This window comes from Flavobacterium agri (assembly GCF_013401995.1).
In the GTDB taxonomy this organism is placed as follows: domain Bacteria; phylum Bacteroidota; class Bacteroidia; order Flavobacteriales; family Flavobacteriaceae; genus Flavobacterium; species Flavobacterium agri.
This window is the reverse complement of the sequence record NZ_JACBJI010000003.1, coordinates 360,287-373,486: the sequence shown is the minus strand read 5'-3', so window position 1 is coordinate 373,486 and position 13,200 is coordinate 360,287. Positions and strand designations below refer to the sequence as shown.

Genomic DNA, 13,200 nt, shown 5'->3' with positions numbered 1-13,200 from the left:
CCGACACGGTAAAATGAGACATCTAAAACATATCTGCCTGGTGCTTTCCGCTTCCGCTTTATTGCTGTGGTCGTGCGGTACGGCGACCGTTTACAAGGTCGTTTCGCCTGGCAAAAAGAACGAATTGACTTTCGAATTGACGCCAAAAGGCGAGCCTCAATACCGTTTTTCATCGAACGGAAAAGAGGTTTTGAAGCCTTCGCTCATGGGATTCGAATTCATCGGATTGCCCAAAATGACCGAGAATTTTGAAGTCGTAAGTACCGAAAAACACAGCGCCGACAACACTTGGGAACAACCTTGGGGCGAAACCCGAAAAGTGCGCGACCACCACAACGAACTCATCGTGCACCTTAAGGAAAAAGGCGGTGACGAACGCTTGGTAGACATCGTTTTCCGGGTTTTCGACGACGGATTGGGTTTCCGGTATCTGTTTCCGAAGCAACCGAAATTGGACAAAGTCAAGATTTCGGACGAAGTCACCCAGTTCACGTTCGCGCACGACAATGACGTTTGGTGGATTCCGGTACACCGCGAAAATTCGTATTACGAGAGTTTTTACCGGAAATCACCTATTTCACAAACCGATACGATCAACACGCCCGCGACTTTCGAGACTAAAGACAAATTGTATCTCGCCGTGCACGAAGCCGATCTCAATGATTTTGCTTCGATGACGTTGCTCAAATCGGGAGAAAACCAATACAAGAGCGAGCTTGTCCCTTGGCGTGACGGCACGAAAGTATATGCGCAGACGCCTTTCAAAACGCCTTGGAGGACGATTATCGTGGGCGAAAAACCGGGCGATCTCGTGACTTCGAATTTGATGTTGAATCTCAACGAACCTTCTAAAATCGAGGATTTGTCGTGGATTACGCCATCGAAATACATCGGGATCTGGTGGGGCATGCACCTTGAAAAATATACTTGGGGACAAGGCGAAAAACACGGCGCGACGACCGAAAACACCAAACGCCATATCGATTTTGCTGCGGCGAACGGTTTCAACGGCGTGCTCGTAGAAGGCTGGAACGAAGGCTGGGACGGCGATTGGACCGCAGACGGCAGCGCGTTCAGCTTTACCAAACCGTACAAGGATTTCAATCTTGAGGAAATCACGAAGTACGCGGCCATGAAAAACGTACGCCTTATCGGACACCACGAAACCGCCGGAGCCGCGAGCCATTACGAAAGCCAGCTCGAGGACGCGTTCAAGCTGTACAACAAAGTAGGCGTGAATACGGTCAAGACGGGTTACGTGAACAAATATCTCGACAAAAAAGAATGGCACGACGGACAGTTCGGGGTACGTCATTACCGAAAAGTCGTTGAAACGGCGGCTAAATACCATATCATGATCGACAATCACGAACCGATCAAAGGCACGGGCTTGCAGCGCACGTATCCGAACCTGATGTCGCAGGAAGGCGGCCGCGGGCAGGAATACGACGCCTGGTCGTCCGATGGCGGCAATACGCCCGAACACACGACGATTTTGCCTTTTACGCGCATGCTTTCCGCTCCTATGGATTTTACGCCGGGAACGTTCAACTTCGATTACAAGACGCCTGCCGGAGCAAAAGTGCAGACGACTTTGGCCAAGCAGCTTGCCTTGTACGTGGTGATTTTCAGTCCGTTGCAGATGGCTTCGGACTTGCCCGAGAATTATGTCGGAAAACCGGAATTCAAATTCATCAAGGACGTACCCGAAATTTGGTCGGAAACAAAAGTCCTGGATTCAAAAATTGGTGAATACGTGAACATCGCACGCAAAGACTGGAATGGCAAAAATTGGTATTTGGGTTCGATCACGAACAGCAAGGCGCGTAAAATGACGATTGCTTTGGATTTTCTCGACAAAGGAAAGACGTATGAAGCCGAAGTCTACGAAGATGGACCGGGCGCTGATTATAAGTCGAATCCGTATCCTGTGAAAATCTCAAAAAAGACATTAAAATCTACCGATACGTTAGAATTGGATCTTGCGGCGGGCGGAGGAACCGCGATAAGGTTCGTTCCCAACTCATAATTTCATGCATTAATTTGGGTTAGTTTGTAGCGGGGCGAAATTTGTCCCGCTATTTTTTTACTGGAAATCAGACAGCTGCACAAGAAAAACCACAAGTTTGAAAAAATTGCTTGCGCGCATAAAAATTAGTCCTATATTTGCACCCTGATTCACGCAATCATTCGGGGTGTAGCGTAGCCCGGTCATCGCGCCTGGTTTGGGACCAGGAGGTCGCAGGTTCGAATCCTGCCACCCCGACAAAGAAAATCCTTCTGCATGCAATGCAGAGGGATTTTTTGTTTTGAGGAAAAATGGCCGAGCTCGCTTGAGCGATTTTATACAAAACAAAAAAGACCGTGTGATGCTACGCATCGCACAAAAGGATTTTCTTTGGAATCGTCTCCCCTAACCCAGGATCACGCGCAGCGTAATCCTGCCAAGAATCACCTCCACAAAACCTATCGGATAAACTATTCCACCGGCAAACACTCAGGCGCCTCTCCCAACTCCATCACGAACCCTTTTTCAAAAAGTTTCCTGCGATGGTTCAATCCCCAATCCTTCAATGCAAAAATGATAGGATTCAGCGTAGCCGCATACGGTTCCGATTTATACACGATCCTCACGGGATAATCGTCTATTATCGTCCTTTTGATCAACTGATTTACATGACAAAGAGAATCCTTTGCTGTCGTGAAGGATTTTTATAGTACGCGATTTGGTTTTGAAGCAGCGGCGTAGCGTAGCGGAGCCGCCAAAAGTCTAGCGTCTTCACTTTCTTTGAAACGCGAAGTCTCATTTTGACGTAATGCAGCCCGGATGCAGCGGAAACCCCGCAAATGGGATGTGCGCGTTTTGCCTTTTGATGGCCGCGACCAACGGAAGCAAGACGACAAAAGTGCAAAACGGCATATGCCATGAGGAGTTGGAGCGAAAGCCGGATAAGCTGCCCGAAATTTTATCATTTCGTTAAAAGTTACACTCCAGGTCAATACGTAACTTTACGCGAAACACCTGACCATGCTTAAGCGCAACCGAGCAAAAGAAGAATTTTGGAACGTCGTCACACACGGTCTCGGCGCTTTACTTTCTATGGTTGCCGCGATTTTCATGATCGCTTTTTCGCTCAAGGACGGAAGCACGCTCGACGTGGTCGCTTCGGGAATTTTCGGGCTCACGCTGATTTTGCTTTACTCGGCCTCGACGATTTATCACGCGATGACGAAGTTGCGCTGGAAACGGGTTTTTCAACGCATCGACCATTTGTGCATTTACCTTTTGATTGCTGGAACGTATACGCCCGTCGCACTTTTGGGACTGCGAGGCACTTGGGGCTGGATTCTTTTCGGGATGAGCTGGGCGTTCGTGATCGCAGGTTTCATCTTTAAGTTTTCGCCTTTGAGACGATCGGAAAAACTGTCTTTGATTCTTTACGGATTGATGGGCTGGATGGCGATCGTAGCTATAAAACCGTTGATCGACACCGTCGCTCCGGGCGCATTGCTGTTGATTTTGGCAGGCGGCTTGTGCTACACGTTCGGCATCTACTTTTATGCAAAGGAAAAGAAACCGTATTACCACGCGATTTGGCATTTGTTCGTTTTAGGCGGCAGCGCGTTCCACTTTTTTGGGGTGTTCTTATATCTCGTCCCATAATTTTCCATTTGTTTTTTAATATTGATTTGGTGGCGGCCGAAAACGCTATTTTTGGATCATGAGAAAAATTGTATTGGATTTGGCCGTGACGTTGGACGGCTTCATAGAAGGCCCGAACGGGGAAATCGATTGGTGTATTTTAGACGACGATATGGATTTCGACGGCTTCCTTTCGGACATCGACACTATATTCTACGGTCGCGTAAGCTATGATGCGTGGGGAAATTTCGAACCTGATGAAGATGCGTCGGAAGCGGAAAAAAATCTTTGGGCCGCGGTACATTCTAAAAAGAAAGTCGTTTTTTCGAGCCAGCATCGACAGGATGCCCACGCCGAGTTCATCGCTTCGGACATCCCGAACAAAGTGGCCGAAATCAAGTCGCAGCCTGGAAAGGACATTTGGTTGTACGGAGGCGCGGGGCTTATCAAAACGTTCATCGACTCTGATTTGATCGACGTTTACAGATTGTCGGTACATGCGGTCGCTTTGGGCAACGGAAAGCCTTTGTTCGAGAATCTCGGCAAGCGCATCAATTTGAAGTTGACCGAAGTGAATCGATTCAAATCTGGGGTTGTGCAGCTTGTTTATGATGCCGTCAAGTCGCCGGACTAACGATTTGAGGATTTTCGAAATGCCGCAATCATCTGCCAAATCAGGAAAAGTACTGCGATGGCCAATCCCAAGAATTTTATGATGGTTTGCTCTTGTGTCACGCATGGCGGACAATATTCGTTCGGCAAACACGGCTCGCAGTTGGGCTGCATTATTTTATAGCAATAGTACAGCAGTGTTTCCAAATGCAGGATGCCGAGCCAAAACTTTGTCCTTGACCAAAATCCGTTGATGACAATCAGCAAAGTCAATAGCGCCAGGGTGACGACGTTCACGACAAATATATTGGATAACGCGACTTTGTGGGAAGAAGCGCCAAAAATCACCCACAAAAAAAGTTCGCCTATCAGTAAAATGCCAATCGTTATTGAGATAAAAATTCTCATACGAGTTACTGCTGTATTTATTTGTCTTTAAGTGATTCGGCGAGCCCTATTAAAATGCCTTCTGGCCCTCGGATGTAGCAAAGTCGGTACACATCCTGATATCGGACGACTTCTTCGACAAGCTGTGCGCCGCGTTTGTAAAGCCTTTCTAGCGTATCGTCCAAATCGGCAACGGCGAACATAACGCGCAAATAACCCAAAGCATTGACCGGAGCTTTGCGATGGTCTTCTATCACCGCTGGCCTGATGAAGCGCGACAGTTCAAGTCGGCTGTTCCCGTCTGGCGTAACCATCATCGCGATTTCTACCGATTGGTCGCCAAGTCCTGTAACACGGCCGGCCCACTCGCCTTCGATCATCGCTCTTCCTTCGAGCTCAAGGCCGAGCTCAACGAAAAATGAAATGGCGTCGTCGAGCGATTCGACTACAATCCCGACGTTGTCCATCCGAAGCAAATTGTGCTTTTCCATAGCTTGGGTTTTATACTGATTACTCCTTTAGCAATAACGACTTCAGACTCACGAAACCTTCGCGCATCTCGCGCGTCAAATCGTCCAAAGACGTGGCCGGCTGGTCGAAATTCGTCGTGATTTTTGCGGTGACGCGCCAAACTTCGCGGATTTCCTGAGGCTTCACTTCAATTGGCGGATACAGCGCATTTAACGAAATCAGATGTAAACCTGAAGCTGTCGTTTGTATTTTCTTGACCACGACCGTATCGACTAAAACCACTACATAAACCTGGCTTTCGGTGAGCTCGGCAAGCGATTCTTCTGCTCTTGCGATTACCCACTCGCCCGGCTGCAAGACGGGAAGCATACTGTCGCCTTGTACTTGAAACGCACGAAAACTTGCATTCCTATACTCGGGAAGCGGCAAATGGAAAGCAGGCAACGCATCGTACCATTCGGTATCCTGCAAATTGTGCGCATAACCCGCCGACGCCTTGACGTTGACCATCGCGATGTTTTCGTTGCTCGTACCGTCGAGTGTAACGACTTTGGGCAAAACCGAAGAAGCCAGCTCCAGATGTTTCTGGTCGCTTTCTCCGTACAACCACAACGGATTGATGTTGTACGTTTGCAACAGTCGCGCGACCGCAGCGCCGGGGAGTTTGGTTTTGCCGCGCTCAATATCGGCTATGCTGCCTTTTATATGTAGCACTTCCGAAAATGCCTGTTGGGTGAGGCTTAATTCCTGGCGTAACTGCTTGAATCTTTGGGTTTCTATCGGTAAATCTTGTGCCATGAAACAAATATAGAGATTGCCGTTAACTTCTTACTGTTAAAGTTGGATTTTTTCCATCGGAATATTGGAGTAATTCCATTATTTGAAAAAATCACCATGGCTGAATTACAACGTATTGTACTCGAAACCTAAATTTATTGCATAAAAAAACCGGCCATAAGACCGGTCTTCTCTTCAAAAAATATCTCAAATTATTGAGCTGCTTTTGTAAGGGTGTAACGCTCTGTCCACTCGATACCACCTTCTGTAGTAACGCTTTTTACGACTAGCTTTGTTGAAGAAACGCTTACAACAGTCATCTCGTCCGTTCCGAACTCATCTGTCATAGTAAGGGTTTTTCCGTCCAACGACCATGTCCCTTCTGTTAGGTCAAGGCTGCACTCTGAATCCCAATAGTCACCCCAAACGTAAGTGCCTGTCTCGCTCATAGTGATATAATCTTTTGAGCAACCAGCTTGGTTCCCCTCGTAGTCTTCTTCTGGAAGAGCCTGGCCAGCAGCACTGAATTTCTCTTTGCTGAATTCCCATTTTCCTTCAAGTTTCGCTGCGGAAACTCCTCCTCCATTGTCATCGCTGCTACAAGAGTTAAGCGAAAGCGCCATCACTAGGGCCGAAGCACCCATCAAAATTTTTTTCATGTTTTTTGTTTTAAGTTATGCGCAATTATATAGGTTTTTTCTTTCGTCAGCAAAAAATTTCTAAAAAATTATTTAAAAAAATACAAATCCGATATAAAACATCTGAAAATCAGTCGTTTTTGTCATAATGGATTTTCGCTTTCGAAACTAAGGCCGTTTCTTATCTTTGCCGCGACATACACATATCCATTTTATGCTGATAATCGGTATTGCCGGAGGAACCGGAAGCGGAAAAACGACCGTAGTGCGCCAAATCATGAACGAGATTCCACTTGAGGAAGTAGGCGTGATTTCGCAGGATCATTATTATAGGGAAACCAGTCATTTGTCGTATGACGAACGTGCGTTGATCAATTTCGACCATCCGCGTGCCATCGATTTCGAGTTGCTCACGACCCATCTCAAGGCATTGAAAGCCGGGGAAACGGTAGAGCAACCCGTGTATTCTTTCGTGACGCACAACCGCACCGACGATACGATCATGACGCATCCGAGAAAAGTGATGATCGTGGAAGGCATCCTGATTTTGGCGAACCCCGAACTGCGCGAACTTTTCGACATCAAGGTGTATGTGCACGCCGATTCGGACGAAAGGCTTATCCGACGTCTTAAACGCGACATTGCCGAACGCGGACGCGATATGGAAGAAGTGTTGCAGCGCTACCAAAAAACGTTGAAACCGATGCACGAACAGTTCATCGAACCGACAAAAGCCCACGCCGACATCATCATCCCGAACGACAAGTACAATACGGTCGCGATCGATGTGGTACGAGCGGTAATCCACCAACGCATTTTATAATTGCGAATCGGTATCAATTATTTTCTATTTTTAGGGCTTCTGAGCTAAAACCACCATGTCGGACGAGACCAAAGAAAAAAAGGACAAACGCAAATGGATGCGCTTTATCGGCAACCGATATGTGCTCGTGACGTTGTTTTTCATCGTATGGATTTTGTTCCTCGACAATTATTCGTGGTTCAACCATCGGGCGCTCGACAAGGAAATCGAGGAACTCGAAGAGAACAAACAGTATTACCAGAACGAAATAAAACGGGATTCGCAAAACATCAGACTGCTCAAGAATCCAAATCAGGTAGAGAAATACGCGCGCGAAAAATACTACATGAAGCGCGATAGTGAGGATATTTACATCATCGAATACGAAGGCGAGAAAAAGGACTCGAGTACTTATGTGCCGAATTGATAATCTTTTCGCCACGAATGGCACGAATAACACAAATATATTAGTGCTATTTGTGGCTAACGACTACCTCAACAACACGACCGAAAAGCCATAAGCCGGCAAAACAACCGAAACGCGTCCGTTTTCCAAAGCCGCCTTTTCACCGGCCAAGGTTTCTACCGCTCTTGAATCGATCGTAGACAAGGTTGCTTGTTGTTTGTCTGAAAGGTTGACGAATACCGCGATTTTTTCTCCCGAATCGCTTCTTCCGAAACTCAACACCTGCGGATTCCCGTTACTGATTTTCGAATACGCGCCTTTTTCGAGCGCGCGGTGCGACTTGCGCAGATTGAGAAGCGAGCGGTAAAAATTGTATAGCGAATTCGGGTCGGATTTTTCTTCTTCGTACGAAATCCCGTCATCGGACTTATTGAATCGCCCGTCCCACCAAGGGCCGGTGTTTTTGTACCAATTCGCGGTTCCGTTTCCTTCCTCGTTTTTGTACCATTCGAACGATTCGCGCACGCCTATGTCGTTGCCGTCGGTCATGCCGAGCTGGCGCTGTTCGCCTTTCATGCCGAGTTCCTGACCGTAATACAAAGACGGTATTCCGCCGATTAATAGTTGGATTGCGGCTGCGGCTTTAGATTTTTCGACCGTCATTCCGGGTTCGGAGGCGAATCGCTTGGTGTCGTGATTTTCGATGAACACGAGTTGGTTTTTCGAAAACGGATTATAATTGAACGTGCTGTCTGCGGCTTTCTCGATCTCGAGCTTGTCGTATTTGTTGATCGCGAACTTGAGACGGAACGCAAACACGAAATCGACATTGCCTTTGGTGAAATAATCGTGACCGTACGAACCCCAATTCGCCTGTTCGGCTACAAATTTCAATTTCGGATTCTTCGCACGCAACTTCGAAAACAACGGCGTCCAGAAATCGGCGAAAAGGTTCGTAAGCCTGTTCGCGTTGTCGAGATTGTCCATCATGTGGTCGAGCCTGAAACCGTCCACGCCGTCATCGAATTTGCCGTCTTTATTCGGATCGACCCAAAAATCGAGCACTTTTTGCGTGTATTCCTTGACTTTCTTTTCGTTCATGTTCACGACGATGATCTTTTCCTTTCGCCCGTCGTATAGCGTAAAATCGGTGATGTTCCAGAAATTCCACGGCTTTTTGTTTTCGGCATCGTCGTACATCAGATATTTGGAATACTTCGATTTTGGATTTCCGAACGAATCCTTGAACCACGGATGCGTCCCGGCCACATATTGCATCTCGACATCCTGGTAAATCTTCATGTTCCTTTTATGGACTTCTTTTACCAGTAAGACGTAGTCGACCATTTTGCCGTATTCGGGGTCAATCTTCTCGAAATCGTACGCAAAATAATTGTGATAGAAATCGGATGCGTACAAAGGCGTAAGCAAAATCGTGTTGACGCCAAGCTCTTGCAGGTAATCGAGTTTTTGGTCGATTCCTGCCAAATCGCCATTTCCGTCGCCGTTCGAATCGAAGAAGCTGCGTTGGAAAACATGGTAGAACACTTCGGTTTGGGCTTGGGCCGAAGTGACGCAAAACGTGAGCAGGAACAGTAGTTTTTTGATCATGTTTAAAGTTTTGATTGGTGTTGGAGGAAACCTCAAAGGTTTTGAAAACCTTTGAGGTTTATAAAATTAAAACGCACCTATCCATCTTATGACAAATGGATTAGGTTAAGTTATTGATTATAAACTATTTGTTTAGGATTTCCTATCGGTTTGTAATTGACAAACTTGGGTTCCATAACTACCGCATTTTCAAGGAGTTTCAAAAAACTATCCTTCTGTAAATGACGGTTGTTGTACTTATACGTGAATTCAGCCAAATAAAATGGAAGATACTTTTTGCTTATGCTTCTGTAACTGCCCTTGATTCCGTTTTTCAGGATGCTCCAAAAACCCTCAATCGTGTTGATGGTCTTCATGCCGTGCCCGTAACCGTCTTTGGCCTTATTGATTGATATGTGCGTTACTTCATCATCAAATGCCTTATAACTTTTGAAGCTATCCGTAATCACTATGCTTTCCTTCGTGTTGACTACCTGCCGAAGCATTGCCAACAGATTGCGGCGAGTGAGCTTCTCGATGATTTTCACGTACACTTTGCCTTTCTTTTCCACCGCGCCGACAATCGGCACTTTCGACGTTCCCCTACCGCGTTCGCTTGTGATTCCCGAAAGGTTCGCATCGTTATCCTTCGACTTTTTGTTTCGGGCGCGACCGCCAATGTAAGCCTCGTCGAACTCAACGATACCTTCGAGCCTGATTTCGTTGTCAATCATAGCGCAACGGACGCGATGTCCCACGTACCACGCCGTGTTGTACTTGATTCCGACAAGTTTTGAAAGTTCTGACGCCGACATTCCCATCTTCGCGTTGTTCATAATGAACATAGCCTGAAAGAACTGCGGAAGCGGTAATCTCGTACCCTCAAAAATCGTATCGATAAGAACGCTGTAATCGTTCCTGCAACTATTGCAGTGCCATCGATAACCGATGATCCGTTTGGTGACGTTGTCCGAACCGCAATGTGCGCACAAGGGCGTTTTGCCCCACCTGATTTTTTCGAGGTAGGCAATGCACTTCTTTTGAGTACCAAAATCCTTGCGCAATTGGTTCAGGTTCATTGTTATTTGCGAGTTGAATAGATTACTAAACCAATAGTGATAACTCCAAGGCTTGTTGGAAACCAAAGATTCTTTTTGTTCCAGTCTATAAATTTCTTGTACATTTTTATTGCTTTTACGTCCAATTAGTAATGTATTCAAATCCTATGTCAGTTTTCTGATAACAGAAGATATTCATATCGTGAGCATATTGCAACGCAGTCTCTACAAAGCCGTTTTCTGAAACAAAATAAGTTTCAACTATTTTATATTCACTGTCACCGCTCGCCAAATATGCGTTACGTTCGGCAATCATAATCTGCAACTGTTTTACAGTGGCCTTTCCTTTCAAACTCTTACACTCAACCCAAGCGTTTTCTTTGTTAAGCCTATCTCCATATATTTTAGAACCCAACGCCAAAAACTCAATGAAAATTCCTAGATAAAAAATCGGCAAGCCTATTTCGGAATCTCCATAATAACTCTCATAAACACCATATAAAATTGGCGTTATACAGAGCCACAAATATGCCCGTGAAACCCTTTTGAATCTCTCTCCTTTTTCATTAGGTCGTTCCGCAATAATATCGACGTTCGTTCCTGCGGCGTTCCAATGAGAGCGCATTTGCTTACGGTTTATGGTCTTCTCCCAACCTAAATCACTTTTCATAAATTCAGAGAACTCCTTTTCGAGACGTAAGCCTTTCGCGTGCGAACTCTCGGCTTGCGGTGCTTCAATATTCGATTCCATAAATGTCTGGTTTGGAATCAAATATCGGTTTTTATTTTTTACCTTGCTTTTTCATTTGTCATAATATGGATAGGTACGAATTAAAAAACCAAAAAATCCGTCATTACAGTTTTTCTACACAAAATCACAATTAACGCTTGAACGTCACTTGGCGCAAAACCGTTTTCGCAACAGGTTCCAAAACGACAGGTTCTTCTTTTCCCGTTTGCGGATTCACAAGCTTCACCTCGAATCTGGAACCTCCCAATTTTAAGACATCCGACGAGACGTATTCATACACCACCAAATTCTCTGGCGTAACGTTCATGTCCGCAAAACCGTCAAGCGGATACGTTTTGGTAACTTGCGTCTGCGATTTTATCGGATGCGCCAAAACCAAAGCGCCGTAACTGAAATACATTTCACCGTTCAAGTCCTGTCGCGTTTCGGGTTTAGCCGTGAAAGCCAGCGAAATTTTGTTCTCGCCGGCCGTAATCGGAACAATCAGGAAACCGTCGTTTTCGTCGTAATCGACATCCATGATTTCGCCGTTCGACCAATCGGGTTTTCTTATCTTCAAGGTAAAATCGGTCTCCGAAAGAATAGAAAACGTAAAGCTGTTGTCGTACGGATAATTCGTCAATTCTTCTACACGAACCTTTTTCCCGTCGATTTGCGTCTCGACTTCGCTTGGCCCGAGCAAACCGGCAATCAGCAAATTTCCTTGTTTCATCCACATGTATTGCACGAAATAAGGCGCAATCCTTCCGGCATTCGGCACGCAGCATACGGCGGCTTCCTTATGAACGGGCGAATAGCGGTAACGGGTTTGTTTCGCATCCGATTTGTCGCCGTTCAAACCGCCCGTCATTTCGTATGAATTGTCGCTTTTGAGATAAGCGATGCAACTTTGCTCGGGATGACGCGCACCTTGGGCCGCATTGAAGAACAGCTTTTCTATTTTATCGCCGTATTTCGCATCCGAAGTTTTCGCCATGAGGCTTTCGTAACTGTGCATGAGTTCCTGTAGCGAACAGTATTCGTAACCGCGTTTGGTCGCGTCGGCCTTGCGCGAACCGATCCATTCGTCTCCGACAGGTCCGCCTGTTGCCGTGGTTTCCATGTCGATTTTGTGCTCGAAATTCGAAATCGCATCGTTGAGTTTCGGATTTCCCGAAGCTTGGTAGGCCGAAGCCAAACTGCGCAAGTGTTCGTATGTATGCACGCCGTGCCCGTTGAGCAGGCGGTTTTTGTCCATCAACTTGGCGTATTGGGCGTCTTCGTTGAGTTTGTTTTCCGAAAAATCCTTGTATAAAAACAACGCATAATCGAGATATTTCCGCTTTTTCGTGATCCGATACAAATCTTCGAGCACATCGGTGAACGTAAGCCCGTGCGACAATCCGCCGACGTTTTCGTTTTTGGAATAGAACGGATGGGACGCGTTAATCGGATAGCCTTTCATCGTATTGTCGACCGCACGTTTGATCGCCGAAAGCACTTTTTCGTCCTTCGAATACTCGTACCAGGCCAAAAGTCCGCGAAGCAAAGTCGCCTTGGCCCAAAGTTCGCCGTTTTCGTTGTCGAATTTGTAGCGCAGTTCTTCGTCGTAAATGCCCAAATAACCGTCTTTGTCCTGGCTTGCGAGAATTTTGTCGATATAGCTTTTGATTTTGGCCAAATGCTCTTTGTCGTCGGCGAGAATCGCGCTGCGGATATACCCGTCGCGCCAGTTGCTTTGCGTTTCGGAATTCCACCACAGGAACTGGACTTGCCAATCGCCTTCGGCACCAATCGCACCTACGTCTTTGTTCTTGACCTTTTTACTGAGTCGGTTTTTGACGTAAATGTCGTCGGACACGATCAAATCGGGAGCGAGTTCGTCGAGATGGCCCGTGAAACCGTCAAGATTCTGGCGGATTTGGTCTTTGAGCCAACCTTGGGGCTTGACGGTATTCAAAGGCAGTATCTCAAGCTTTTCGGGGATTGGCTTGATTTTTTGATACGGATCGGACTGGGCGAATACCGCTACGTTGATGAACAATATGAGGACGATTCTTTTCATTTCTTTGAACCACCAGGCTCT

14 protein-coding genes and 1 tRNA gene are annotated in these 13,200 nt (G+C 46.4%); 6 read left to right on the top strand and 9 right to left on the bottom strand.

What is annotated here, in order from left to right; all coding sequences use genetic code 11:
- The first annotated feature begins 13 nt into the window (after window positions 1–13).
- Both HZF10_RS09035 and HZF10_RS09030 read left to right on the top strand, forming a co-directional pair.
- A complete protein-coding gene (locus tag HZF10_RS09035) occupies window positions 14–2,029 on the top strand; it encodes a glycoside hydrolase family 97 protein (protein WP_176005869.1) in 2,016 nt (671 codons plus the stop codon).
- 162 nt (window positions 2,030–2,191) lie between these two features.
- Window positions 2,192–2,266 (top strand) — tRNA-Pro (locus tag HZF10_RS09030).
- A 212-nt stretch (window positions 2,267–2,478) separates the two neighbouring features.
- Here HZF10_RS09030 and HZF10_RS09025 read toward each other — a convergent pair.
- The gene (locus tag HZF10_RS09025) at window positions 2,479–2,667 is read right to left on the bottom strand and encodes a hypothetical protein (RefSeq protein WP_176005868.1); all 189 of its coding nucleotides are present in this window, start codon (window positions 2,665–2,667) and stop codon (window positions 2,479–2,481) included.
- Between the two features lie 361 nt (window positions 2,668–3,028).
- Between HZF10_RS09025 and trhA the strand changes: the two genes are divergently transcribed.
- Together trhA and HZF10_RS09015 are read left to right on the top strand one after the other, a co-directional pair.
- A complete protein-coding gene (gene trhA, locus HZF10_RS09020; RefSeq protein WP_176005867.1) occupies window positions 3,029–3,664 on the top strand; it encodes a PAQR family membrane homeostasis protein TrhA in 636 nt (211 codons plus the stop codon).
- A gap of 58 nt (window positions 3,665–3,722) precedes the next feature.
- Window positions 3,723–4,277, top strand: a complete 555-nt coding sequence (locus HZF10_RS09015) for a dihydrofolate reductase family protein (RefSeq protein ID WP_176005866.1) — start codon at window positions 3,723–3,725, stop codon at window positions 4,275–4,277.
- On the opposite strand, the gene HZF10_RS09010 is transcribed toward HZF10_RS09015, so the two are convergent.
- The 4 genes from HZF10_RS09010 to HZF10_RS08995 all read right to left on the bottom strand — a co-directional run bounded on the left by HZF10_RS09010 (window position 4,274) and on the right by HZF10_RS08995 (window position 6,549).
- On the bottom strand, window positions 4,274–4,552 hold the full coding sequence (locus HZF10_RS09010) for a hypothetical protein (RefSeq protein WP_176005865.1): 279 nt from the start codon (window positions 4,550–4,552) through the stop codon (window positions 4,274–4,276). The two genes, HZF10_RS09015 and HZF10_RS09010, sit on opposite strands and share 4 nt — an antisense overlap.
- A gap of 128 nt (window positions 4,553–4,680) precedes the next feature.
- Entirely contained in the window at window positions 4,681–5,133 is a 453-nt protein-coding gene (locus HZF10_RS09005; RefSeq protein ID WP_176005864.1) for a VOC family protein, read from the bottom strand.
- Window positions 5,134–5,152: 19 nt separating this feature from the next.
- On the bottom strand, window positions 5,153–5,911 hold the full coding sequence (locus HZF10_RS09000) for a LexA family transcriptional regulator (protein WP_176005863.1): 759 nt from the start codon (window positions 5,909–5,911) through the stop codon (window positions 5,153–5,155).
- A 191-nt stretch (window positions 5,912–6,102) separates the two neighbouring features.
- Window positions 6,103–6,549, bottom strand: coding sequence for a lipocalin-like domain-containing protein (locus HZF10_RS08995; RefSeq protein WP_176005862.1), 447 nt, complete (start codon window positions 6,547–6,549; stop codon window positions 6,103–6,105).
- 193 nt (window positions 6,550–6,742) lie between these two features.
- On the opposite strand from HZF10_RS08995, the gene udk reads away from it, so the two are divergent.
- Together udk and HZF10_RS08985 are read left to right on the top strand one after the other, a co-directional pair.
- Window positions 6,743–7,351 carry a uridine kinase gene (udk, locus tag HZF10_RS08990; protein ID WP_176005861.1) on the top strand — a complete coding sequence of 203 codons (609 nt, stop codon included), beginning with the start codon at window positions 6,743–6,745 and terminating at the stop codon, window positions 7,349–7,351.
- Between the two features lie 55 nt (window positions 7,352–7,406).
- The gene (locus tag HZF10_RS08985) at window positions 7,407–7,757 is read left to right on the top strand and encodes an FtsB family cell division protein (protein ID WP_176005860.1); all 351 of its coding nucleotides are present in this window, start codon (window positions 7,407–7,409) and stop codon (window positions 7,755–7,757) included.
- A gap of 63 nt (window positions 7,758–7,820) precedes the next feature.
- On the opposite strand, the gene HZF10_RS08980 is transcribed toward HZF10_RS08985, so the two are convergent.
- The 4 genes from HZF10_RS08980 to HZF10_RS08965 form a co-directional block, all read right to left on the bottom strand.
- A complete protein-coding gene (locus HZF10_RS08980; RefSeq protein WP_176005859.1) occupies window positions 7,821–9,347 on the bottom strand; it encodes an alpha-amylase family glycosyl hydrolase in 1,527 nt (508 codons plus the stop codon).
- Between the two features lie 110 nt (window positions 9,348–9,457).
- A complete protein-coding gene (locus HZF10_RS08975; RefSeq protein WP_176005858.1) occupies window positions 9,458–10,405 on the bottom strand; it encodes an IS1595 family transposase in 948 nt (315 codons plus the stop codon).
- A gap of 115 nt (window positions 10,406–10,520) precedes the next feature.
- Window positions 10,521–11,135, bottom strand: a complete 615-nt coding sequence (locus tag HZF10_RS08970) for a hypothetical protein (protein WP_176005857.1) — start codon at window positions 11,133–11,135, stop codon at window positions 10,521–10,523.
- Between the two features lie 130 nt (window positions 11,136–11,265).
- Complete coding sequence (locus tag HZF10_RS08965) at window positions 11,266–13,179, bottom strand: beta-L-arabinofuranosidase domain-containing protein (protein ID WP_176005856.1); 1,914 nt, start codon at window positions 13,177–13,179, stop codon at window positions 11,266–11,268.
- Window positions 13,180–13,200 lie beyond the last annotated feature (21 nt).

What these genes read in the sequence shown, in the direction of transcription:
- HZF10_RS09015 (WP_176005866.1), top strand. Translation starts at nt 3,723, where the DNA reads ATGAGAAAAATTGTATTGGATTTGGCCGTGACGTTGGACGGCTTCATA.
- HZF10_RS08970 (WP_176005857.1), bottom strand. Translation starts at nt 11,135, where the DNA reads ATGGAATCGAATATTGAAGCACCGCAAGCCGAGAGTTCGCACGCGAAA.
- HZF10_RS08995 (WP_176005862.1), bottom strand. Translation starts at nt 6,549, where the DNA reads ATGAAAAAAATTTTGATGGGTGCTTCGGCCCTAGTGATGGCGCTTTCG.
- HZF10_RS08985 (WP_176005860.1), top strand. Translation starts at nt 7,407, where the DNA reads ATGTCGGACGAGACCAAAGAAAAAAAGGACAAACGCAAATGGATGCGC.
- HZF10_RS08965 (WP_176005856.1), bottom strand. Translation starts at nt 13,179, where the DNA reads ATGAAAAGAATCGTCCTCATATTGTTCATCAACGTAGCGGTATTCGCC.
- HZF10_RS08980 (WP_176005859.1), bottom strand. Translation starts at nt 9,347, where the DNA reads ATGATCAAAAAACTACTGTTCCTGCTCACGTTTTGCGTCACTTCGGCC.
- udk (WP_176005861.1), top strand. Translation starts at nt 6,743, where the DNA reads ATGCTGATAATCGGTATTGCCGGAGGAACCGGAAGCGGAAAAACGACC.
- HZF10_RS08975 (WP_176005858.1), bottom strand. Translation starts at nt 10,405, where the DNA reads ATGAACCTGAACCAATTGCGCAAGGATTTTGGTACTCAAAAGAAGTGC.
- HZF10_RS09035 (WP_176005869.1), top strand. Translation starts at nt 14, where the DNA reads ATGAGACATCTAAAACATATCTGCCTGGTGCTTTCCGCTTCCGCTTTA.
- HZF10_RS09000 (WP_176005863.1), bottom strand. Translation starts at nt 5,911, where the DNA reads ATGGCACAAGATTTACCGATAGAAACCCAAAGATTCAAGCAGTTACGC.
- trhA (WP_176005867.1), top strand. Translation starts at nt 3,029, where the DNA reads ATGCTTAAGCGCAACCGAGCAAAAGAAGAATTTTGGAACGTCGTCACA.
- HZF10_RS09005 (WP_176005864.1), bottom strand. Translation starts at nt 5,133, where the DNA reads ATGGAAAAGCACAATTTGCTTCGGATGGACAACGTCGGGATTGTAGTC.